Genomic DNA, 23,130 nt, shown 5'->3' on the forward strand with positions numbered 1-23,130 from the left:
TTGTAGAGACGCGATTGATCGCGTCTGGGTAAGAGGCAGTTTTGATTACTACAGTTCAGAATGTTCCCTCCCTGGCTGGTGCCTTCACTAGCCATTACTAAGAGCCAAATGGTTGGTGAGGACACCAACCAGGGAGAATAAGCATTTTATTTTTGGCAAAGGCTCATGCCTTTTTCAAAGGTGCATGCGGTAAAAAGAATTTCAATTGCCTGTACACAAGAATAAATTACAGTTTCCCTAAAATTGAATCCGCCTTCCTATTAAAATCTTGTCATTTTTCCTTACCTTTGCGGTTCATTTCACAAATAGTACCTTTTTTATAACGTTAACAGGTTCAGTTTTATGCCTAAGCAAAAATCAAACTCGGGCTCCAAAAAGCGTTTTAAGCTGACTGGAACCGGACAAATCAAGCGGAAGCATGCCTTCCACAGCCACATTTTAACGAAAAAGTCTAACAAGCGTAAGGCTAACCTCGTTAAAACCACGCTGGTGCATGAGTCAGATCACGCTCGCGTAATCGCTCTGCTCGCTAAGTAATTCATTCTTCGGACTGATTACAGGTTTTCCTTGTTTAACCCGACTAATGGCCTTCAAGAGAAATGAGTTTAGCGTTTAGAGTTGTTTGTTTAGAGTTTAACTCAAAACTCTCAACCCCAAACTCAAAACCCTTTCCGCCAACGTCAAAAAACTAACACATTATGCCACGTAGTGTCAATCACGTAGCGTCTCGGGCACGTCGCAAAAAAGTGCTCAAATTGGCCAAAGGTTATTATGGCCGTCGTAAAAACGTTTGGACGGTAGCTAAAAATGCCGTTGAACGTGGTTTAAATTATGCTTACCGTGACCGTAAGCAGAAAAAACGGAATTTCCGTGCTTTATGGATTGCTCGTATCAACGCCGGGTGTTCGTCAACACGGTCTGAGCTACTCTCAATTCATTGGCAAACTGCATAACTCAGGTATCGAACTGAATCGTAAAGTACTTGCCGACTTAGCCATGAACCATCCTGATGCGTTCAAAGCTGTAGTTGATCATGTGAAATGATTTGTAGACTAAGCTATTAGTATCTACCCATAAAAAGACCTCCGAAAACTCGGAGGTCTTTTTCGTTTATAACCGTCAGATTGACATTCTTTTCGGTTACAGAACTCATCATAACTGACGAAAAGACATTCTGAGCCTTACTCCGTTTCAGTGGCTTCGGTCTTCAGAGCTACCCATTGCTGATCGATCGTTTCGCCCACGATGTATACTTTGATTTCTACTTCGCCTACCCGATACACCTGGGTGTGTGTCAGTTGAGTAGTAACGTATTCTTTCAGTTTCTGATACCGTTCTAGCGTAGCGGTTTCTTCTTCTCCAAACCAGTCGTAACTTTTTAGTAAAGGTTTAAAGAAAGTATCCAGCCGCTGAGTTTGGATGGGCGTTCCTTCTTCCAACTCTAAAAGCCTGATAAAATCCTCTTTTTCAGGGGATTTTTCGCCCGTCCAACTCAAAGGAGTAACCTCAAAGGGAGCGTCTGATTCACTTGTGTACAATAAGCCCTCTACCTCTTTTTTTAAATCTTCAATTAACTGATTAGATGCCAGTCGGGTTGTCATAAAACGTCGAAGGTTATGTTTGGGAATGAGTTATCGGTATTGTTTTTTGGTAAATTTCTGATTAGTTATGCAGAAGTCAAATTTATTTTTCTAAATCAAAAAGCCCTTCACTCTTGTTATTCGTTTAATCAACGTATGACTAAAATTCAGAAATTATGTTAGACCAATTGTTAGATATCATCAAAAATAACTCACAGGAAGCAGTAGTGAATAATCCTGCCGTTCCAAATCAGGATAATGAAGCGGTGCAAAGCACGCTTTTAACTTCTATTGTACAAGGTTTTCAGGGCGAAGCGGCCAAAGGAAATATTGGTGGAATCATGGAATTGTTATCTGGACAACAGGACGTTAATCAAAGTCCCGTTGTGTCTGGAATTTCCCAGAATGCCATAGGAAGTCTGATGGATAAATTTGGAATCAGTGGGAGTACTGCTCAAAGCATTGTTAGCTCAGTATTACCACTGGTACTCAGCACCTTTATTAGTAAATTAAATAACTCAGGAGATAAATCCTTAGATATGAGTTCAGTATTAGGCTCGCTATTAGCGGGCTCAGGAGCTAATACGGGAGGTTTTGATTTTAGCAAAGTAGCCGGGGCCTTTGCCGATGGCAAGTTAGATATGAACGACCTGAAAAATATCGGAGGAAGTTTGTTAGGAGGTAACAATACAGCAAAGAAAGAGGAAAATGAAGGAGGCCTCGGCGGATTACTGGGCGGGCTTTTCGGCGGCAAATAATTCGTATCGCATTCATTAACGATATATAAGTATTGAGAAAGTCCGTGGAATTTATTTCTGCGGACTTTTCCTTTTTTACTGTCAATCTGTCATAAAAGCCATAAAAAACATTTCCGGGCACGGGGATTTAGATAATAGAGGCATATCTACCGATAACCGAGAAAATTAAAACAATATATTAATCATGGGAAAAATCATTGGCATTGACTTAGGTACAACGAACTCCTGCGTTGCAGTAATGGAAGGCAACGAGCCCGTTGTAATTCCAAACAGCGAAGGTCGTCGGACTACTCCTTCGGTCGTAGCCTTTATGGATAATGGTAATGGCGAACGTAAAGTAGGAGATCCTGCCAAACGTCAGGCTATTACGAACCCAACGAATACGATTCAGTCAATCAAGCGTTTTATGGGTAAGAGTTTCTCTGAAGTACAAAATGAAATGAAAACCATTTCGTACAAAGTAGAACAAGGCCCTAACAATACTCCACGCGTTCGCATTGGCGATCGTTTATATACGCCACAGGAAATTTCAGCTCAGATTCTAACGAAAATGAAGCAGACGGCTGAAGATTACCTGGGACAAACCGTTACCGAAGCCGTTATTACGGTACCTGCTTACTTCAACGATGCAGAACGTCAGGCTACGAAAGAAGCGGGACAAATTGCAGGTCTGGATGTGAAGCGTATCATTAACGAGCCTACGGCTGCTGCTCTGGCCTTTGGTCTGGACAAAAAACATGACATGAAAATTGCCGTGTTTGACTTAGGTGGTGGTACGTTTGATATTTCGATTCTTGAATTGGGTGATGGCGTTTTCGAAGTAAAATCAACCGATGGTGATACGCACCTGGGCGGTGATGACTTCGATCAGGTAATCATCGATTGGTTAGCGAATGAGTTCAAAGCTGACGAAGGCGTTGATTTACGTCAGGATCCTATGGCTCTTCAGCGTTTGAAAGAAGCCGCTGAAAAAGCTAAAGTTGAACTTTCTTCTTCAAGCCAAACCGAAATTAACCTTCCTTACATCTTCCCCGTGAACGGCATGCCTAAGCACTTGGTGCGTACGCTGACCCGGGCGAAATTCGAACAATTGGCTGACAGCCTGTTCGTACGGATGATGGAACCAGTTCGGAAGGCTATGAAGAACGCCAACATCAGCACTTCACAAATTGATGAAGTAATTCTGGTAGGTGGTTCGACGCGTATTCCTAAAGTACAGGAAGAAGTAGAAAAATTCTTTGGTAAGAAGCCTTCAAGAAACGTTAACCCTGATGAAGCGGTTGCCATTGGTGCAGCAGTACAAGGTGGGGTATTAACGGGTGAAGTGAAAGACGTTCTTCTGTTAGACGTTATTCCTTTATCATTAGGTATTGAAACGATGGGTGGTGTCTTCACGAAACTGATCGACGCCAACACTACGATTCCTACCAAGAAATCAGAAACGTTCTCTACGGCATCCGATAATCAACCTTCGGTTGAAATCCACGTATTGCAAGGTGAGCGTCCAATGGCGGGTCAAAACCGTACGCTGGGTCGTTTCCACCTGAGTGATATTCCACCCGCACCTCGTGGTATTCCTCAAATCGAAGTAACCTTTGACGTAGATGCTAACGGTATCCTGAACGTATCGGCGAAAGATAAAGCAACGGGTAAAGAACAGAAGATTCGTATTGAAGCTTCCAGCGGTCTGAGCGATGCTGAAATCCAACGCATGCGTGATGAAGCCAAAGCAAATGAAGCTTCGGATAAAGCAGAACGTGAGAAAATTGAAAAACTGAATGCAGCCGATTCATTGATTTTCCAAACGGAACGTCAGTTGAAAGAATACGGTGAGAAGCTTTCAGAAGGTAATAAATCAGCCATTGAAACGGCTTTAACGGGCTTACGTACTGCTCATCAAAGCCAGGATGTCGCTGCCATTGATGCCGCTACCGAGCAATTAAACAACGCTTGGTCTGCTGCTTCTACTGAAATGTACAATGCGGCAAATGCCGGCGGTGCAGAAGGTCAACCTACAGGTTACCCCGGAGGCGAAGCCGGTAACGGTCAGGCTGATGGTTCTGCCAATGACAAAGACGTTCAGGATGTAAACTTCGAGGAAGTGAAGTAAGGCAAGCTGAATTGAATTAATAAAAAAACCGATGCTCTCTCGAACATCGGTTTTTTTATTGCTTAGTTTTAAAACCACTCTGTCGCATCATTACTATGAAAGTTGAAAACTGTATACTTGAGGATTATTTTAGCATTGTGGAGGATATCGTTGAGTTCTGGGGAAGCAATCGGACGTTAAAATATCATCATCCTATTTACATTCATGAATTTGGACAAACAGCTTTCGTCATTAGGGATGGGGGAAAGCCCATCGCCTACCTTTTTGGGTTTATTTCTGATCAATCCGCTGGGTATGTCCATTTGGTAGGTATTCGGGAGAGTTATCAGAAAAAAGGTTTAGGAAGTTTACTCTATCAGCATTTTATAGCTTACTTAAAGGCAAAAGGATACCATAAGCTGAAGGCGATCACTACGCCACAAAACGAAAAATCCATTGCTTTTCATCATCACAAAATGGGAATGGAAATGATAGGAGAACTGGGTAAATATACGGTTCCGGTAGTAACGGACTACGCCGGGAAAGGGGAAGATCGGGTCGTGTTTATAAAAGATATTTAGGTATAAAAAAAGGCTTTCGATGGATCATCGAAAGCCTTTTGATGCATGAAAATGTATCGGATTATTTAGGCATTAACACGGCGGAAACAACATGGACAATTCCATTTTTTTGCTCCTGGTCGGGTAATACTACGACAGCCTGATGGCCTTGTTCATCCGAAATAACAAACTGATTATCTTTCTTAGAAACGGTCAGATTTTGAGCAGTCATGGTTTTCAAAACGGTTCTGCCGTTACCTTTATTAATAGCATCCTGCAAATTAGCAGACGTCCATTTACCGGTTACTACGTGGTGAAATAGCGTCTTACGCAAGGCATTGGTATTCTCTGCTGATAAAAACTTAGCGGCATCAGGAACAGCTTCAAAAGCGGTGTTTGTAGGAGCAAAAACCGTAAATGGGCCAGCCGTTGAAAGCGTATTTTTTACGTTCGTCTGAGCAAGTGCTTTGGTGAAGTCGCTCAAATCAGGTGAAGTAACCGCATTATCTGAAATGCTTTTCTGAGCAGTCATGACTACCGCTAATTTCTTTGGTTCACCCTGCGTAACAGAATCAGCCTTTTGAAAATTAGGCGTAGCTTTTACATTTCGTGCGGCTTTCGCAAAAGCTCCCGTCTGAGCCTGAGCTACTGAAACCGAAGCAAGTAGAACCGCTGAAAGAATGATTTTTTTCATGACAAATTGATTTGGCGATAAAGAAATTGGGTTGATTTTTGATTGTAATTAAAAATATATACGCAAAAGTAAGCGGCAAAGTTGAGCTAATTAAGTTAAGTAATGTTAAAGAAGAGCCTATTATTTAGGCTCCAGTAAAGCATTAATACTGTGCACCACGCCATTGCTTCGTTTTAAATTAGCATCAATGATAGAAGCTCGGTTGCCGTTTGCATCCGTAATAATCCAGAGGGTATCCTGTTTCGTAACGGTTAATAATTGAGCGGTCATTGTTTTTAATTCCACACGTTTAATACCCTTGTCATCCATCATTTGCTGGAAATTCTGCGTATACCACATTCCGGGAACAATGTGATAAGCCAGAATTTTTCTAAGCTTAGCCACTTCCTGTGGTTGCGTTAAGGCGGGCATTTCATCCGATTTGTAAAAAGCGGAGTCCGTAGGAGCAAAGAAGGTAAATGGACCCGCTCCTTTTAATGTATTGGCAAATCCTGACTCTTTTAACGCTTTCGCCAGAATGGTATGCGTATTAGATTGACTGGTCTGATCGCTGATGTTCGTTCGTCCACCCGAGGCTACCGCCGGCGTGTCCGTTGATGCTGGAGTAGTAGAGGGGGTAGATTTGCTGGGGCTTTGGGTAGGAGCACAGCTGTAGAGGAATAAGGCTAGAATTCCAATCTTTTTCATCATGTAGAGGGGTAAATAGGTCAATGCTTGAGATTTAGAACGAACTAAACTATTAAAAGTTTAAACTTCGTACCCGTCGGCAACTAAATTTACGGCTCATCCATGAAAAAACCTGTTCACCTCTACGCATTACAGACATAATGGTTTGATGAACAGGCTTTTAATGAACTACTGAACGCGTGCTTATTCCGCACTAGGCTCTGCCTTTTCGAAAGCAGTAATGGATTCTTCGGCAGCTTCTTCCGTTTTTGGAGCTTTGGGTTCACTCTCAAAAGCGGAAACCGCCTCCTGCAAAGGTCTGAACTGGTCCATTCGCTGGTTATCGGCCTCGTAAGGAACAACTTCCAGAATTGGCGTTAACGAAACATCCGTAATTTCATAATCATCCACACGGCCCAGAGCTTCTTCTACGCGATCATACGCCTGTTTAATTGAATCGGCATTGACCAGAAAAGTAGCGGATGATTTTTTCTCTTTCTTCGCTTTTTCGTCAAAAGTAGTAATCACAATTTTGGCCTTAAACCACTTTAACTCAGGTCCATCTACATGAAAAACTTCCTGAACTTTCATTGGAGAAAGACTCGATACTCGAAAATCAGGAGCATTGTCACCTAACAAATCGTATAAACGAGCTTCTGCATCTGTAAATGAAACAGCATCCAGTAAATAGGCTTCTGTTACCGTTTGAAACTTCCCTGCATCAATCTCCTTCGTGAATCGAATCTTACCTAAAAACCACGTAGCCATGTAAAAATATTAAACTGTTGGATAATAATGGGAGGCAAGTTACTAGATAGCAGACACAGAAAAAGGCCCGGCGAAAGAAAAAATCTCACCGGGCCTTTGGTTATAGCATGCATCAATTATTTAGCCATTCCTGCGGTATCAATGATGTGGATGATTCCATTTTCCGAGTTCTGATCGGGCATGGTTACCCGGGAGGTGTTACCCGCTTCATCGGTCAATAAGATTGCATTGTCTGATAGCGAGGCCACAACCGTTCCCCCGGAAAGAGTCTTGAACTCTGCCTTACCTTTCCCTTGCTCAATCGCTTCTTTGATTGATTTAGAGGTGTATTTTCCCGTCAGAATATGATTAGAGAGCAGTTTGGTAAGCTTCTCTTTGTTTTCAGTTTTCATCAGATCCTCCGAAGAATTCATTTTTTCAAAAGCTTTATCTGTAGGAGCGAAGAGCGTAAATGGGCCGTTACTTTTGATAGTCTGAGACAAGCCACTGACATTCAACGCATTGGTGAACATGGAATAATCACTTGTGCTGCTCAGGTTGCTCACCAAATCCTTTCGCGAATCGTCTACAGAAGATTGAGCGAAAGAAACAGTGGCACTAAAGAGGAAAAGAACTACCAGCTTTTTCATGATTTCGAAGATTGGTTGATGATTACTTGTTAAAAAATGAGACCAGCCTGGCTAATGAACAATTCAGAAGGCTGTACGTTTGACTAGAAAACCCTGAGGATTTTATTTACGCGTTTTGGTATGCTAAAGATTGCCTATGCCCCGGAATACTGTTACCCTTTACCCGAAGGACACCGCTTTCCGATGGAAAAATATGAGTTAATCCCTCAACAGTTATTGCGGGAAGGAACCGTAGCCGAGGACTCGTTTTTTGTTCCTCAACCCATTGAGGAACAATGGATTTTGACTACCCACACGGAGCAGTACTGGCATGATCTGCGGACGCTTCAGTTATCAGATAAGATGGTGCGGCGAATTGGTTTTCCTTTGACGGAACAACTGGTTCAGCGGGAGATTATTATTGCTCAGGGTACCATCGACTGCTGTCATTATGCCCGGAAATATGGCGTAGCAATGAACGTAGCTGGTGGTACGCATCACGCTTATGCGGATAAGGGAGAGGGATTCTGCTTATTGAATGATGTAGGAATTGCCGCGAACTATTTATTGAAAACCGAACTAAGTAAGAAGATTCTGGTCATTGATCTGGATGTTCATCAGGGTAATGGGACGGCCTGTATTTTTGAAAAGGAACCTCGAGTGTTTACTTTTTCGATGCATGGAAAAGATAACTATCCATTGCATAAAGAAAAGTCAGACTTGGACATAGAACTGGCAACGCATACGCAGGACGAGACTTATCTAGCTTTGTTGGCAGCACATTTACCTGCATTAATTGAAGAGCAAAAACCAGATTTTCTGTTTTTTATTTCCGGCGTAGACGTACTGGGTACGGACAAATTAGGTAAACTAAGTCTGACAAAAGAAGGCTGTAAAAAACGTGATGAAATGGTGTTTCATTATGCCAGGCAATACCAGTTACCAATAGTTGTAGTGATGGGAGGAGGATATTCCAAACGTCTGGCGGCTATTGTAGAAGCTCACTGCAATACGTTTCGATTAGCCGAAACAATGTATTTTCAGTAAGTTACCGCAGTTGTTGAATTTCTTTAGTGATCTCTAATTCTTCCGTTAATTTATTGATTTTTTGCTCAGCTTCATGACGGGCAGCTAGGGTAGAGTCACTGCTGATAATGGCATTATTTAATCGTACTTGCATCGATTTTTGAGTAGTCCATTGCAGTACATTTCCAGCTACAGAAATAACTAGTAAACTAACGATAATCCAGGGAAATGTACGTTTGGCCGGGCGTGGGCGATACCGTAATCCGTTTAAATAGAAAGGCATATACAAAAACGTAAATGATCTGACAAATAACAAACAGGATACTGGCGGAGGAGTGGGGCAGGAGAAATTAAATCACTTGATTTAAGAATATGAATTTCAATTTTTTACTTAAGAATAATCGAAATATATCTTAAGTAAATGGACTCGCTAGTGTGAATTATTAGCAGGATAAACTAAGTAAATTGTCCTATCATTAATCATACTCCTCAAGGGTTTAAAAAGACTACGCTGGGGCCGACGTTATGGACCCCAGCGTGTCTGCATTTCCCCCATTACAAACCATCTAACCGGATGAGAAAACTGGTTTGCTTTGCAATAGCAAATGAACGGGTGAATACTTAATGTAAGGTGAAGCAATCCTTAAAATCTACTGAAAATTTGATTTTTCCTGCGGTAATGAGACTACAAATTGAACATTTCCGTTCTGGGAGTGTACCTCAATCGTTCCATTGTGAAGTTTGATGATTCGATCGACGAGCGATAACCCGATGCCATATCCTGAAGTTCGTACGGATTTCTGGCTTCGGTAAAAGGGCTGAAAGATCAGGCCAATTTCTTCTTCAGCGATATTGGACCGATTATTGAAGATCAATTTCAATTCGCTTTCAGAAGGCTGAACGGCTACATTAACAATATGATCTACCGAGAATTTACAGCCATTTTCCATTAAATTAATAACGGCTACTTTCAGCAAATACGCGTTGCCATTTAAGGTCAAAATGGTTTCATCTTCAATATCAGCCGGAAATTCTACTTTAATGGTGTAGGTTTCGTGCGTGGTCCGTAATAAATCACGGGCATCCCAGACGATTTCATCCATCCGAACCGGAGCCGTCAGAAAGGGTTGATTCTGATCGGAAACTTTAGCTAATTCCAATAAGGTGTTTGAAAGCTGGCTTAAATCACGACTATCCGCAAGTACGGATGCAATGGTATTGCGGTATTCCTCCGAAGAACGTTCCCGAAGGAGGGTTACTTCAAGCTGGGAAATAATCTTGGTAAGTGGATTTTTTAATTCGTGCGAAACGTTCGAAATGAACATATTCTGTAAGCGAAAAGCCTGTTCAACCCGATCTAAAAGAGCATTGAAAGTAAAGGTTAATCGCCCGATTTCATCCTTTTCATTCTGGGTATTAACCCGCTTACTTAAATTCTGCGGATAAATTCGCTGTACTTCATTAATAACCGTCGAAATAGGCACTAAAGCCCTCCCTGCAAAAAACCAGCCTACAACAGCAACCAGTAAGATAGAAGAGATGTAAGCGTATACTAAAATGCGGAGTAAAGCCCGCATACTAATCTGATCGGCTACGTCAACGGCTCCGGCTACGCTGACCATGCGTTCACCTTCGTTGGTGTAGTACAACCCGTAAATTTTATATTCCCCTTTTTCAATTTTTAACTCTTTATTTAATCGAATCTGGTTCAGTATATTCCGATCTAAATTGAAGTTAATCGTGTCATTGGAAAGGTGATAAATATCGTTTCTGTAGGTATATAAAATGACGTTTTCTTTGTACAATAAGTCCCGATTAGACTGATCAATGAGCTTTAATGTTTCAGAATTTACTTCATTCTGATTAACCAATAATTCAACGGTACTTAACGCCTTCTGGCGAAGCCGGTAATAAAATTGTTCTTCTAAATTGTATTTTCTGAAATAATAAATGGCCGTAAACGCTAACAAGACAATCACTGAAACCAGCAATGTAAATTGAATGGTTAGGCGAGTACGAATCTGCATAAGTGGATACTGAATGAAGCGATCAGGAATGGGTAATCAGGAGCGTTTTTCTTAGGGAAAGTGCCAGAACACTTTCCCTAAGAACGTTTAATTAATCTTCTACTTTTAATACATAACCCATTCCGTATTGCGTGTGAATGAGGCGGGTCGTGAAATCTTTATCTACCTTTTTACGCAAAAGATTAATGTATACTTCAATGACATTCGTACCGGTATCGAAGTTAACGTCCCAGACTTTTTCAGCAATTTCAGCCTTCGAAAGCACCTTTCCCTGATTGCGAAGCATAAATTCCAGCAGAGCAAATTCACGGGCGGTGAGTTCAATCTTTTTCTCTCCACGGGTAACCGTCTTTGAATCCAAATTCATCTCCAGATCGGTGTATCGGAGAATGTTGGAAGCAATAGGCATTGAGCCATTCCAGCGACGGGCCAATACGCGAATACGGGCCAGTAACTCGGCAAACTCGAAAGGTTTCGTCAGATAATCATCCGCTCCAGCATCAAAACCCATCAGTTTTTCGTCGATGCCGCCCAGAGCAGTTAGTAACAAGATGGGCGTTTCAACACCTTCGCTACGAAGTTCACGCGTAAGTTCTACGCCGTTCAGGCCGGGCATGATGATGTCTGAAACTATTAAATCATACGGATTTTTTTTCGCCAGATGTTTACCAATCAGGCCGTCGTAAGCAATGTCTACTTCAAATCCGTTTTCTTCCAAACCCTGCCGTACGGACTGAACCGTTTTGGGTTCATCTTCAATGATTAATAGCTTCATCATTTGATATATTTTAAGCAGCCGAACGGATCGATCCTGCTACGCTAAATCAACTAAAAACAGGCTTATTCAACGGTTGAGAACCGATAAAATATACCCAAAGGTAATTTCTTGTTGAAGGAATCAGGGAGGTATAACTCGCCAAATTCGGGGTTACTGGTTGAGCCAAAAATACGGAGAATCAGACTTTCTGCGATCAAAGCCGAGAAACTTAACGAATACAGATTGATCAAAAAGAAGTGATGCTCGGGCTCTAATAATTCTTTACAAAGCTTGAGCAGTTCATTAATCTGTTCTTCCAAAACCCATTTCTCGCCATCGGGTCCGCGACCGTAAGCGGGGGGATCAAGAATAATTCCATGGTATTTATTACCCCGTCGAACTTCCCGCTTCACAAACTTCATGGCATCCTCCACCACCCAGCGAATATTAGTTAACTCGCTGAGCTCCATGTTTTCCCGAGACCAGCTAATGACCTGCTTTACGGAATCCACGTGAGTAACATCAGCACCCGCCGCTTTGGCTGCCAGCGAAGCAACGCCGGTATACGCAAATAGATTCAAAACTTTAGGATTCGGAACGCCTAACGCTTTGGTTTTCTGGTAAATAAACTCCCAGTTAGCCGCCTGTTCTGGAAATAAGCCGACGTGTTTAAAGGAAGATAACGCCAGCTTATAAGTCAGTTTTTGGTTCGTTAACTGGTACGTTCCGGTCCAGCGTTCGGGCATGCCTTTCTTGGTCAGCCATTCCCCTTTTTCCGTATTCCCCTTTTCCCGTTTGAAATAGGCCTGAGCTTTTTGTTCCCATTCCGCATCCGAAAGGGTTTTGTCCCAGATGGCCTGCGGTTCTGGTCGTGCCAGCGTGTAGGCACCAAAGCGTTCGAGTTTCTCAAAATTGCCGCAATCAATCAGCTCGTAATCCGGCCAGGGGGTAGGGGTAAGTAATTTCATGGTTCAATATAAAAGCTAAAAAAGGACAGATGATTCGCCATCACCTGTCCTTTTTTTCAAAAACTTAAATTAGTAAGCTACTTTATTCAGGTAAAATACATTCCGGCGGCCTTCAGCATCGTTCGTGATGCGTTGAAAACCCCAGGCCAGGAAATAGTTATCGTACCAATAATCAACGTTTTCGGTAGAATTCCGACGCACCCGATCTCCCGTATTGCCCGTAGCAAGGGCCTGAGCGGTTCCGTCTTCAACCACCATATTATTTTTAATCGATTTGGAACGCAGGCTGCCATTGTCACTGTACACCAGGGTTACCTGATTGTTCTGAACATTAGCTTTCACCTTTTCTTTCAGAGACATGGTTTTCACTTTGTCAATTTCAAAGCTGTTATCCCAGATCAGAGTCGCTTTTTCAGGATCAATTCCAGCGACTACGGCGTGGGTATATTGCCAGCCGTCAAACATCTGAGCACCATTGTTGTAGAAGCCGCGATTGCCAAAATAGAAAGGATTCAGGCTGTACATACCCCAGCCCCAGCCCGGATAAAATCCACCCATGGGGCTACCCCAGGGACTACCGTAGCCCCAGGCATTGCTGTTGTTACGGAACGTAGCCTGAAAAGCTTCCGCTACCAGAATGAGCTGACCGTCTTTCTGAATCAGATCATGAAGTAATAACTGCGTGTTCAGCTTCAAATCACTGCCTTTTTCTTTTTTCCGTTGAACCTGACGCTCGCGACGTTCCTGATCGCGGGGGCTTAGGTACGAGAAGAAATTCTTGAAGTCGGTGAAGCTATAGTATTTCAAGGGCAGAATTTCCTTGTCCGTTACTTTGCACAGATAAATGCCCTGCACCATGTGACCTTTCGTTTGGGACTGCATGCTGCGGTACCCGTACGTTCCGATCATCAGTTGGGTGCCATCCGGTAGAGGGCTGAGGCGACCGTCAAGTAGGGCGTAATCTTCGTCGGGAGTTACCACGATTTCAGAAAGCTGTTTTCCTTCATCATCAAATGATTTAACGACGATGGAAAATTCCCGGTTTTTCTGCTGCACGGCGTAGGTGACGTTCACGCGATTCGTTACGGAATCGACTTCAATAGCCTGTACCTCAGCTTTTCCTTTGAAAGAAGCATTCAGCAGACGATTCTGACGGGTTTGGAGGTTTGTGTAGGACAAAATGGGCTGTTCGCGAACCACGCCAGCGATGTAAATGCCATCGTGGAAGGCCTTGAACTGCGAGATTTCCATTTTATCCACCGAGTGAATTTCAAATTTTTCGGTGAAACCGGGGCCTACATAAACCTTAATGATTTCGTAGACATTACTCTTGTTCCGGCTAAAAAGCAGGTAAATGTTCTTACCGTCGTACGAATACGTCACGTATTCCAGTCCATCGGTAATGGTTCCATCCACCGACCAGCTTCGCTCCAGATTGGTATCAAAACGGTCAATGTGGTAGGAATTTCGTCCGGTTTGGGTTAATAACATCACACCTTCCTGACCCACGGGGATCGTGAAGATGTTAGCGTTTGAGCTTGGAATGGGAATTTCCAAACGCTTTTGCTGTGCAAATACATTCAAACTACCCAGCAGCAACAGGGTAATGACAAAGAGGGGGTTACGAATGTTCATGGCCTAATCCAATGATGATATCAAATTCTTCGGGCCGGACGGGGGAAACCGAAAGCCGAGACTGGCGAATCAGGGCAATGTTTTGCAGACGTTCATCGGCTTTAATCGTTTCAAGCGTAACTGATTTGGGTAGTTTTTCTACGGGTTCCAGATCAACCACCACCCAGCGTTCATCGTCGGTAGTAGGGTCGGGGTAAGCGTCCCGAACTACCTTTGCAATGCCTACGATCTCTTTACCTTCGTTAGAATGATAAAATAAAACCAAATCTCCGACCGCCATCGCTTTCAGGTTATTACGAGCCTGAAAGTTTCTCACACCGTCCCAGGTGCCTCGCTTTTCTTTAACGAAATCATCCCAGGAATATTTAAAAGGTTCGGATTTGACGAGCCAAAAATTCATCGGTTTTTTATAACTGTTTTAAAATGAGGGCATCATTAGCCAGAATTAGTACCTCATACCGCAAAACGGTAGGGATCTTCTGACCCGTTTCGGTGTAATTGATGGTGATTTCCTTGACGGAATTTCCATTCATAACCACCGTATAACTTCCTTTATAGGTCGTTAATTTAGCATTAGTAATGACTGAAACCTGCACATCGCTTTCCGTAAATGTAAATGTTTGACGAAGATTCGAGTTGGGGTAGCCATAACTGGCATTGCGATAAACGATCCGCTCATTGGCTACGTCTTCCTCCGTCGAATGCTTCCAGGTCTGATAGAGGTAACTTAGCTCATCGGTGTCCTGTGGCGTATCTTTAGTACAGCTTGAAAACAGACCGACAAGAGCCACAAATATGACGAGTGATTTGATGTAATTCATAACTAATACAGGAATGGTTGGCTTATGTATACGAGGTTTCAGGAGCAGCGGTTTTCAATAGTTTCTGAAAAGACTGCTCCTGAAACAAAAATTCTGTCCCAAGCAAAAGCCCGGGACAGAACAAGTGACTTAGGGGAACTGAGGGAATTTACGGAAATCAGGCTTCCGTTTTTCCAGAAAGGAACGCTGTCCTTCTTTGGCCTCGTCGCTGAGGTAATACAGTAAGGTTGCATTTCCGGCCAGCTCCTGAATACCCGCTTGCCCATCCAGATCAGCATTGAAGGAGGACTTCAGCATGCGAAGAGCGATGGGACTGTTCGCCAGGATTTTACGGCACCAGCTTACCGTGGTTTCTTCCAGTTCTTCCAGAGGAACTACTTTATTCACCAGGCCCATCGACATAGCATCCTGTGCGTCGTACTGATCGCAGAGATACCAGATTTCACGGGCTTTTTTCTGACCTACTACCCGGGCTAGATAACTGGCTCCAAAGCCTCCGTCGAAGCTACCCACTTTAGGGCCCGTCTGACCGAAACGAGCATTTTCAGCCGCGATGCTTAAATCGCAGATGACGTGTAAAACGTGACCGCCCCCAATGGACCAGCCCGCTACCATAGCGATTACGGGTTTAGGAATCGAGCGAATCTGACGTTGCAGATCCAGCACGTTCAGGCGAGGAACGGCATCTTCGCCTACGTACCCCCCGTGTCCGCGAACGGACTGATCGCCGCCGGAGCAGAAGGCCCGTCCGCCTTCACCCGTCAGAATGATAACCCCTACGCGGGTATCCTGACGAGCCAGTTCCATGGCTTCGATCATTTCAGATACCGTCAGAGGCGTAAATGCATTGTGCACTTCAGGACGGTTAATGGAAATCATCGCGATCCCTTCATAATAGAGGTAACGGATTTCACGGTATTCTTTAATCGGTTCCCAGGGTAATTTCCAGGAAAGGATAGGGGCAGTTTTTGGATTAACACTCATTACTTTCGGATTTTCAGTTTTCAACGATCCGTCATCCGGCAGACCGTTATAGTTTGATTCGATCTTCTTCGCCTTCTTCATTGTAGAAGAGCACATCCCAGGTATGGTCATACAACATGGTTACCTGAGCTACGAAGCGATTGTATTTAAACGAGCGGCCCCATTCGTGCGGGGCCACCAGCGAAAGCAGATCACTGCCGTCGGCCTTTTCGTAGAGATACATCGTCTGACCGATAAAAGGTTCAAAATTAACCGTTGCGGTGTATACCCGTTCGGATACTTCCACTCTTCGCTGGATTTCTTTCGCCTGTTCGAGTAAGGTCTTCATCTGGCCCGCGAGCTGATCGTATTGCTTACCCGTTTGCTGACGCATGGCGGTCAGAGCTTTGGCTTTGATTTTTCCCTCATCTTCAGGGCGTACTACCGCACTGCCTGCATTGTGAGCGTAGGGAAGGAGGCCGGGATTTTCAGCCACCTGATCTGGTCTTATGGGGTTTTCGAACGCCCCTGCTTCCGTGTTTTCCGGCATGGTACCGAGGTTTTTTTGTATGAAAAACGCCCAAAAATAGGGATTGTTTAGCAGGAAACCGGAAAGAAAAGCAAGGAATCGATGAAGTAAAGGTTGAGTAATGCGGGATGAGTAAAGAATACGGATAAAAATAAAATCAAACGAAAGGGGGATAAAATAACTGATTCCCGGTTATGAAGAAGAGGAGCGTTTGTTTCGGGAGGTATGCCGAGTTCTGGCAATGCCGTTCTGTAGCTGTCGGTTGTGATCGTAAAATTCCAGAGCCCGCTGCATATTTCGGCGATTCACAGCCACCAAGTACGGTTGTTTGCCGGGTAACTGAACCAGTTTGGCATCCAGTTTATAAATGGTTCCTTCGGGAAAACGATTGAGTAAACGAGCGGGGCAACTTACCGCAAGATCGCCCGGAACCCTTTGACTACAAATGGTTTTCAGTCTGGGACGATTCCGACGGGTATCAAACACCACCTGAGCGAAGAGGTCAAGAAAATAACGTTGTTCGTCGCTGGGGAGTAAAGAGAGTTGCATGAAGTAAAGGGGGGTAATACAAGCACGAAATTAATGGATAACTAGCCAGAAATCAAGCCTTTGCCCACAGTATGTCATGAGAAGCGGAAAGTTATCCCCTGAATTTTCCAGTGGGAATATTGGAAAGACAGGCCAACCAGACCTTAGGAATACGTATCTTTGAAGCTGATTTTTGTTTTATCATTTTAGAGCAAGAGAGTATGCAATTAATTGACGGCAAGGCCGTTGCTGCCCGTTATAAGGATCAGATCGCCGCAGAAGTACAACAACTGAAGGCCAGCAATGGCAAAACGCCTCACCTGGTGGCTATTTTGGTTGGTACGAATGGAGCTTCGGAAACCTATGTAGCCCATAAAGTAAAAGCCTGTGCAGAGCTGGGCTTTGAATCCACGCTGTTTCGCTTTGACGAAACCGTAACGGAAGCAGAACTACTGGACAAAGTCCGGGAAATCAATGAAAACCCAGACATGGACGGCCTGATCGTTCAGTTGCCCTTACCTGCCCATATCAACCCTGACCGTGTGATGGAAACCATTCATCCCGCGAAGGACGTGGACGGCTTTCACCCAATCAACATTGGTCGCATGGCGAAAGGGCTGCCTGCCTACATTTCTGCCACGCCTCAGGGCTGCCTGATGTTGCTGGAACATTACGGCATTGAAACCGCAGGTAAGCACTGCGTGGTAGTGGGCCGTAGTCAGATTGTGGGCTTACCCATGAGCATCCTGATGCAACGGAATTCCTATCCTGGTAACTGTACGGTAACCATTACGCACTCCAAAACTAAAAATCTGGCTGAAATCTGCCGTCAGGCGGATATTCTGGTAGGAGCTTTGGGCCGCCCGGAATTTATTACGGCAGACATGGTCAAAGAAGGAGCTGTGGTATTGGACGTAGGACTGGAACGCGTAGCTGATGCAACCAAAAAATCGGGTTTCTCGCTGAAAGGTGACGTGAAATTTGACGAAGTGGCTCCTAAGGCCAGCTTCATTACGCCCGTTCCCGGTGGCGTTGGACAAATGACCATTATTTCCTTGATGCAGAATACACTTTTGGCTGCTAAAGGCGAAATTTATAAAAAGTAATACGTTATCAATGGCCGGGTTACCCTTTCGGGAGTAATCCGGCCATTAGTCTATTTCCAACCGACATAGTATCAATTTCTGATTTAGAGAATGGCCTCCAATTCTGTTCGGCAGGTGCCTTTACTGACACTGTTGCTGGTGGCTTGTTTAGTAGGTTTTTCATTTATTCCCGAACAATTCTGGAGTGAATACGAGCTAAAGCCCATTCGATTATTTTCTTCTATTGAGAAAAACTCGAAGCCAGTTTTACCCGAAAACCCTGCTTTAATTGCTGATGTAAGCGAAGAAAAAGAACCAGATTCGGTAACCGTTGCCCCCAAGGTCATTACCAAAGATTCTGGTCTGGTTGCTTCAGTGCCTTGTCCGAAAGGGCAAACCTGCATTGAAGATTATGATTCAACGGGACAGGGCCTGAAGCAAATCATGAAAGCACTGGCGGAAGAAGCCCAGCACAAACCCGTTCGGATTGCTTTTTTCGGTGATTCTTTCATTGAAGGAGATATGCTTTGCGGCGATTTCCGCGATACCTTACAGGCTTTGTTCGGCGGGAAAGGGGTGGGTTACGTGCCTGTTACGTCGCCCGTAGCTAATTTCCGCGTGACCATTCGTCACCAGTTTAAAAATTTTAAAACGTATTCCGTTCAAGAAAAAACGCCCGGAGGGCCTCCCCTGGGAGTTTCGGGTTACAGCTTTGTACCGGAAGGCAATAACGTAGTAAATTTTAAAACGGCTGCTCCTTATGGTCCCAGCCATTTTGAGAGGGTACGATTGTTCTACCGGGCTAATCAGAACAGCCGGGTTACCTACACGCTTGGTAAAAATGCTGAGCAATCGGACTCACTGGCGGGGCAGGGGTATTTAACCGAACACGATTTACATACTTCGGGCGATCAGATTCGTATGTCGTTCGGAGGAAGTCTGGCTCTGTACGGGCTGAGTTTTGAATCCGATCATGGCGTTTACGTGGATAATTTCAGCATGCGGGGTAACTCCGGTTGGGGTTTGCTAGGCGTTTCCGAATCCATGTATCAGCAGTTTAATAAGCTTCAGCATTACAAGCTGGTGATTTTGCAGTATGGCTTAAATGTGATTCAGCCTAATACGACGCAACTCGGATGGTACGTTCCTAAAATGATGGCTGCCATTGAACGCATTAAACGGGGATTTCCTGAGGCCAGCATTCTCATCATTGGGGTTTCTGACCGGAGCATGAAGCAGGAGGATAACTATATTTCCTTCCCCAGTATTCCGTATTTGATCGCTGCTCAACGGAAAATGTCCCAAAAAACCGGGGTTACCTTCTGGAATCTGTGGGAAGCGATGGGGGGCGAAGGTTCTATGGTGAAATACGTCAATGCTGGGCTGGCTAACAAAGATTACACCCACATGAAATATGCCGGTGGCCGCAAAATTGCCCGCCTCCTAACCAGAGCATTTTTATTTGAAAAGAAAAAATATGATCAGAATCGCACTGCTGGGACTACTCCTTGGGCTTTACACAAACGTCCAGGCACAGAAAACGCTAGTCACAGCGACGCTAGCCTTACCGTACGAAACACAGCAACCAAACGCGATCTCTCAGGTCGAAAGCCTGAATCCGTTTTTCGATAAACTGGCTGAACTTAAAACCAGACAGACCGGAGTTATTAATATCCTGCACATTGGCGATTCGCATTTGCAGGCTGATCTTATGACTCATATCGTTCGCAAGCGATTTCAATATGAGTTTGGGAATGCGGGCCGGGGGTTTATTGTGCCCTTTCACGTAGCCCGAACCAACGAACCCTATACGTATAAAACCAATAGCGATGTCATCTGGGAGTCGCGTCGGTGTGTAATGCCAAACGATCTGATTCCCAACGGAATTGGAGGCGTGACGGTTCGAAACACTGTAGCTGGAAAACGGATCAACGTAGAAATTCGCTCGGATTCTGCTCTGGGGTATCAGTTTGATCGGCTGAAATTGTTTTGCTTAAGGGATAGTAACAGTTATGATTATAACATTCTGGATGCGAGTGGAGCCATCATGGCTTCGGCTGAATACGCGGATAGTGTCGCCGGACAACAGCCTTACCAGATTGATCTACACGAACTGAACGATTCGTTCACCCTTGAGTCTGTTCAGAGTCGTCCCGGACAAACCCATGCTACCATCTTTGGCTTTAGTCTGGAAAACGGGCAACCCGGCGTTTTGTATCATACCGTGGGCGTAAACGGAGCTCAGTATTCGCATTACAACGAATCGCAATATTTTGCTGAACAAACCAGGGGGTTAGCTCCTCACTTGGTGATTGTTTCTCTGGGAACTAATGAATCCCACAGCAGTAAACTGACCATGCCGGAGTTGACGATGCAGATTGATTCAATGGTGCAGGCCATTCAGCGAAATAATCCCGAAGCCATCGTTTTATTAACTACGCCGGCAGACTCCTACAAAAGACGCACACAGCCCAATGCCAAAATGGGCGAGGTACGGCAGACCATCCTCGACTACGCCAATCAGCACCACCTGCCTTGCTGGGACCTGTATGGCATTACGGGAGCGGCATCTTTCTGGCGAAAGAATCATCTCATTGGCAGCGACGGCGTTCACTACACCCGCCAAGGCTACGAGTTTCAGGGGAATTTGTTATACCAGGCTTTGATGAATGCCTTCAATGAATATGTTACAGATCGACTTTAATAAGTTAGCCGATTTATTCCAGTACCATGCCAATGCACCGATGTTGTTCAACAGCGGTTTATTCCTGTGGTTATTTCTGGGTTTTTCCTGCCTTTACGTAATTCTTCGGCCCCATCATCGGGCTAAAGTTATTTTTGTTACGCTCTTTTCGCTGTACTTCTATTATAAGTCTTCGGGCTGGTATTTTCTGTTGCTAGTGCTGGCTACAGTCGTTGATTACGTGCTGGGATGGTTCATTTACGATGCCGAACAGCGATTTTACAAAAGAGTATGGATGATTATAAACCTAGTGCTCAATCTGGGCTTACTGGCGTATTTTAAGTACACCAATTTCTTTTACGAAGCCTGGACGCAATGGACGCACGAACCCTTTAATCCGCTACCGATTTTTCTTCCGGTGGGTGTTTCGTTCTATACGTTTCAGTCGCTGAGTTATACCATTGATATTTACCGGGGCGAAATCAAACCCGTGAAGAGTATTCTAGATTACGCCTTTTTTGTGTCCTTTTTCCCGCAATTGGTGGCAGGTCCCATCGTTCGGGCCAAGGATTTTATTCCGCAGTTATACCGTCCGGTTGTCGTGACTCCCGAGCAGTTCGGACGAGCCATTTTCCTGATTGGTAGCGGGATGTTCAAAAAAGTAATCATTTCCGATTACATCAGTATCAATTTCGTTGACCGTATTTTCGATAACCCCACGCTCTATTCAGGACTCGAAAACCTGTTTGGCGTGTATGGGTATGCCTTACAGATTTATTGTGATTTCTCGGGGTATTCAGACATGGCGATTGGAATTGCTTTGCTACTGGGTTTTCAGTATCCTATCAATTTTGATTCCCCTTACCAATCCCGAAACGTAACTGAATTCTGGCGTCGCTGGCATATTTCGCTTTCCAGTTGGTTACGCGACTACCTCTACATTTCATTGGGAGGGAATCGGAAAGGTACGTTTCGCACCTATTTCAATCTATTTATGACGATGGTGCTGGGTGGATTATGGCACGGAGCAGCCTGGCGATTTATTCTCTGGGGAATGCTTCACGGCGGAGCTCTGGTGGTGCATCGCTTCTTTCGCTCGTATTTTTCAGTGGGAAATTTTCCGCTGCCCCGGTTGCTGGCTCAGGTGTTAACCTTTCATTTTGTCTGCTTCTGCTGGATATTTTTCCGGGCCGACTCCATGGAAATTGCCCGTGAGGTACTCACCCAGATTGCCACACAATTCAAACCTGAAATCTTCACAGAATTTGTGCTGGGCTACCAGAATGTATTACTGGTCATGGTTTTAGGGTACTTCCTGCATTTCATTCCACGTTCAGTAGAGTTACAGGCAGAAGGCTTGGTTACCCGCTTACCGCTGGTCGGAAAACTGGCCTGGTTATTAGGAGTGATTATTTTAATGACTCAGGTACAATCCGCCGAAGTCCAGCCTTTTATCTATTTTCAGTTTTAAAGAGTAGTAGTGCATAAAGCAGCAAGAGAGGCTCGTAGTAACGGGCCTCTCTTGCTGCTTTATGCACTGGTAAGTGATGGATTAATATCTGGTACGACTGACAATAATCGAAGAAATACGATCATTCCAGCCAATATTTCTCAGACGATCTGAGCTGCTGGTTAAGGTATAGGAAGGGCCAGAGAAGCTGTCATTTTCAAAAACCTGAATGCTATACCCCTCTGGAATCTGAATGGAAGAAGCCTGACGATTTAACTGACCTAGAGCCGACGAACGGTGACGACCTACGTTCAGGGTAGCAGAGCCCCCACGGTAGTTATCATCCATGTATAAAACGACAGCACCATTGCGGTCATTGGAACCGGGACGTCTGGAGTTATCGGGGCGGCCTGGACGACCCGGGCGGCCACCATTATCGTAATCAGGGCGATCGTTGGTATAATCCCGGCTAATGCGAAGCGAACGGATCTGGTTACCCGACTGAGCAACGTTACCCATCAGTTTTACGGACTCTCCCCGGAAGTTAGGCTGTGAGAAAGCTTCTACGACATACCCCTGAGGAACCTGAATGGAATTGATGGTCCAGTCAATGGTTCGGTAAGTACCTATGCCTTGTCGAATGACATCGCCTTTATAGTTGGAACGGGAATAAAACTGAACCGTCTGATTGTTGGCATTACCGTTTCGGTTGGGACGAAACTGGGCGAATGATAGGGTAGTGCTCCACAACAGAGCAAAGGCTAAAAGGAATGATTTCATGGCTGAAAAGTGAATGGCTTAACAAAATTTGAGGGGGGCAATGTATGGCATCAAAGCTGACATTAGCAATACCCACCTTTCTTTTCAGCGACAAAATCGACGTTCCAGGCGTTAAAAAATGTGAAAGGGCTGGCCTGATACCCCATAGAGACACC

25 protein-coding genes and 1 pseudogene are annotated in these 23,130 nt (G+C 44.5%); 10 read left to right on the forward strand and 16 right to left on the reverse strand.

The window, feature by feature from the left end; all coding sequences use genetic code 11:
- Positions 1-342 precede the first annotated feature (342 nt).
- Positions 343-537, forward strand: a complete 195-nt coding sequence (rpmI, locus tag QE357_RS10230) for a 50S ribosomal protein L35 (protein WP_106634870.1) — start codon at positions 343-345, stop codon at positions 535-537.
- A 161-nt stretch (positions 538-698) separates the two neighbouring features.
- Positions 699-1,044: pseudogene (gene rplT / locus QE357_RS10235) on the forward strand (50S ribosomal protein L20).
- Between the two features lie 137 nt (positions 1,045-1,181).
- Here rplT and QE357_RS10240 read toward each other — a convergent pair.
- A complete protein-coding gene (locus QE357_RS10240) occupies positions 1,182-1,601 on the reverse strand; it encodes a nuclease A inhibitor family protein (RefSeq protein ID WP_106634869.1) in 420 nt (139 codons plus the stop codon).
- Between the two features lie 155 nt (positions 1,602-1,756).
- Between QE357_RS10240 and QE357_RS10245 the strand changes: the two genes are divergently transcribed.
- The 3 genes from QE357_RS10245 (at position 1,757) to QE357_RS10255 (ending at position 5,008) form a co-directional block, all read left to right on the forward strand.
- Positions 1,757-2,338 (forward strand): hypothetical protein, encoded by a 582-nt coding sequence (locus tag QE357_RS10245; RefSeq protein WP_106634868.1) that lies wholly within the window; start codon positions 1,757-1,759, stop codon positions 2,336-2,338.
- Between the two features lie 184 nt (positions 2,339-2,522).
- Entirely contained in the window at positions 2,523-4,448 is a 1,926-nt protein-coding gene (dnaK, locus tag QE357_RS10250) for a molecular chaperone DnaK (protein ID WP_106634867.1), read from the forward strand.
- A 95-nt stretch (positions 4,449-4,543) separates the two neighbouring features.
- Positions 4,544-5,008: a GNAT family N-acetyltransferase gene (locus tag QE357_RS10255; RefSeq protein WP_309707192.1), complete on the forward strand. Its 465-nt coding sequence runs from the start codon at positions 4,544-4,546 to the stop codon at positions 5,006-5,008.
- A gap of 61 nt (positions 5,009-5,069) precedes the next feature.
- Here QE357_RS10255 and QE357_RS10260 read toward each other — a convergent pair whose 3' ends face one another.
- The 4 genes from QE357_RS10260 to QE357_RS10275 form a co-directional block, all read right to left on the reverse strand.
- Positions 5,070-5,681 (reverse strand): fasciclin domain-containing protein, encoded by a 612-nt coding sequence (locus tag QE357_RS10260; RefSeq protein ID WP_309707194.1) that lies wholly within the window; start codon positions 5,679-5,681, stop codon positions 5,070-5,072.
- Positions 5,682-5,801: 120 nt separating this feature from the next.
- On the reverse strand, positions 5,802-6,371 hold the full coding sequence (locus QE357_RS10265; RefSeq protein WP_106634864.1) for a fasciclin domain-containing protein: 570 nt from the start codon (positions 6,369-6,371) through the stop codon (positions 5,802-5,804).
- A 180-nt stretch (positions 6,372-6,551) separates the two neighbouring features.
- Positions 6,552-7,115, reverse strand: coding sequence for a DUF4494 domain-containing protein (locus QE357_RS10270; RefSeq protein ID WP_106634863.1), 564 nt, complete (start codon positions 7,113-7,115; stop codon positions 6,552-6,554).
- 116 nt (positions 7,116-7,231) lie between these two features.
- On the reverse strand, positions 7,232-7,744 hold the full coding sequence (locus QE357_RS10275; RefSeq protein ID WP_106634862.1) for a fasciclin domain-containing protein: 513 nt from the start codon (positions 7,742-7,744) through the stop codon (positions 7,232-7,234).
- A 120-nt stretch (positions 7,745-7,864) separates the two neighbouring features.
- On the opposite strand from QE357_RS10275, the gene QE357_RS10280 reads away from it, so the two are divergent.
- On the forward strand, positions 7,865-8,770 hold the full coding sequence (locus QE357_RS10280) for a histone deacetylase (RefSeq protein ID WP_106634861.1): 906 nt from the start codon (positions 7,865-7,867) through the stop codon (positions 8,768-8,770).
- A 1-nt stretch (position 8,771) separates the two neighbouring features.
- On the opposite strand, the gene QE357_RS10285 is transcribed toward QE357_RS10280, so the two are convergent.
- The 10 genes from QE357_RS10285 to QE357_RS10330 all read right to left on the reverse strand — a co-directional run bounded on the left by QE357_RS10285 (position 8,772) and on the right by QE357_RS10330 (position 16,998).
- Positions 8,772-9,032: a hypothetical protein gene (locus QE357_RS10285; RefSeq protein ID WP_106634860.1), complete on the reverse strand. Its 261-nt coding sequence runs from the start codon at positions 9,030-9,032 to the stop codon at positions 8,772-8,774.
- A 367-nt stretch (positions 9,033-9,399) separates the two neighbouring features.
- Positions 9,400-10,776 (reverse strand): HAMP domain-containing sensor histidine kinase, encoded by a 1,377-nt coding sequence (locus QE357_RS10290; RefSeq protein ID WP_106634859.1) that lies wholly within the window; start codon positions 10,774-10,776, stop codon positions 9,400-9,402.
- Between the two features lie 91 nt (positions 10,777-10,867).
- A complete protein-coding gene (locus QE357_RS10295; RefSeq protein WP_106635044.1) occupies positions 10,868-11,551 on the reverse strand; it encodes a response regulator in 684 nt (227 codons plus the stop codon).
- 65 nt (positions 11,552-11,616) lie between these two features.
- Positions 11,617-12,501, reverse strand: a complete 885-nt coding sequence (locus tag QE357_RS10300; protein ID WP_106634858.1) for a class I SAM-dependent methyltransferase — start codon at positions 12,499-12,501, stop codon at positions 11,617-11,619.
- A 69-nt stretch (positions 12,502-12,570) separates the two neighbouring features.
- Positions 12,571-14,136 (reverse strand): hypothetical protein, encoded by a 1,566-nt coding sequence (locus tag QE357_RS10305; protein WP_309707201.1) that lies wholly within the window; start codon positions 14,134-14,136, stop codon positions 12,571-12,573.
- Entirely contained in the window at positions 14,123-14,536 is a 414-nt protein-coding gene (locus QE357_RS10310) for an EVE domain-containing protein (protein WP_106634856.1), read from the reverse strand. Before QE357_RS10310 ends, QE357_RS10305 begins: the two co-directional genes overlap by 14 nt.
- A gap of 7 nt (positions 14,537-14,543) precedes the next feature.
- Positions 14,544-14,957, reverse strand: coding sequence for a hypothetical protein (locus tag QE357_RS10315; protein WP_307142963.1), 414 nt, complete (start codon positions 14,955-14,957; stop codon positions 14,544-14,546).
- Between the two features lie 129 nt (positions 14,958-15,086).
- Positions 15,087-15,941: a 1,4-dihydroxy-2-naphthoyl-CoA synthase gene (gene menB, locus QE357_RS10320; protein WP_309711357.1), complete on the reverse strand. Its 855-nt coding sequence runs from the start codon at positions 15,939-15,941 to the stop codon at positions 15,087-15,089.
- 46 nt (positions 15,942-15,987) lie between these two features.
- Entirely contained in the window at positions 15,988-16,470 is a 483-nt protein-coding gene (locus tag QE357_RS10325) for a DUF2452 domain-containing protein (protein WP_307142964.1), read from the reverse strand.
- 171 nt (positions 16,471-16,641) lie between these two features.
- A complete protein-coding gene (locus QE357_RS10330) occupies positions 16,642-16,998 on the reverse strand; it encodes a hypothetical protein (RefSeq protein ID WP_106635042.1) in 357 nt (118 codons plus the stop codon).
- 200 nt (positions 16,999-17,198) lie between these two features.
- Here QE357_RS10330 and QE357_RS10335 point away from each other — a divergent pair, with 200 nt between their 5' ends.
- The 4 genes from QE357_RS10335 (at position 17,199) to QE357_RS10350 (ending at position 22,216) form a co-directional block, all read left to right on the forward strand.
- Positions 17,199-18,083 (forward strand): bifunctional 5,10-methylenetetrahydrofolate dehydrogenase/5,10-methenyltetrahydrofolate cyclohydrolase, encoded by an 885-nt coding sequence (locus QE357_RS10335; protein ID WP_106635041.1) that lies wholly within the window; start codon positions 17,199-17,201, stop codon positions 18,081-18,083.
- Between the two features lie 90 nt (positions 18,084-18,173).
- Complete coding sequence (locus tag QE357_RS10340) at positions 18,174-19,694, forward strand: hypothetical protein (protein ID WP_309707205.1); 1,521 nt, start codon at positions 18,174-18,176, stop codon at positions 19,692-19,694.
- A gap of 79 nt (positions 19,695-19,773) precedes the next feature.
- A complete protein-coding gene (locus QE357_RS10345; RefSeq protein ID WP_309707207.1) occupies positions 19,774-20,766 on the forward strand; it encodes a GDSL-type esterase/lipase family protein in 993 nt (330 codons plus the stop codon).
- Positions 20,741-22,216, forward strand: coding sequence for an MBOAT family protein (locus QE357_RS10350; RefSeq protein WP_309707210.1), 1,476 nt, complete (start codon positions 20,741-20,743; stop codon positions 22,214-22,216). Before QE357_RS10345 ends, QE357_RS10350 begins: the two co-directional genes overlap by 26 nt.
- 81 nt (positions 22,217-22,297) lie before the next feature.
- Here the strand turns inward: QE357_RS10350 and QE357_RS10355 are convergent, their stop codons facing one another.
- Positions 22,298-22,975 carry a hypothetical protein gene (locus QE357_RS10355; protein WP_106634851.1) on the reverse strand — a complete coding sequence of 226 codons (678 nt, stop codon included), beginning with the start codon at positions 22,973-22,975 and terminating at the stop codon, positions 22,298-22,300.
- Positions 22,976-23,130: the final 155 nt, after the last annotated feature.

The sequence above is a fragment of the Siphonobacter sp. SORGH_AS_0500 genome (genome assembly GCF_031453245.1).
Taxonomy (GTDB): domain Bacteria; phylum Bacteroidota; class Bacteroidia; order Cytophagales; family Spirosomataceae; genus Siphonobacter.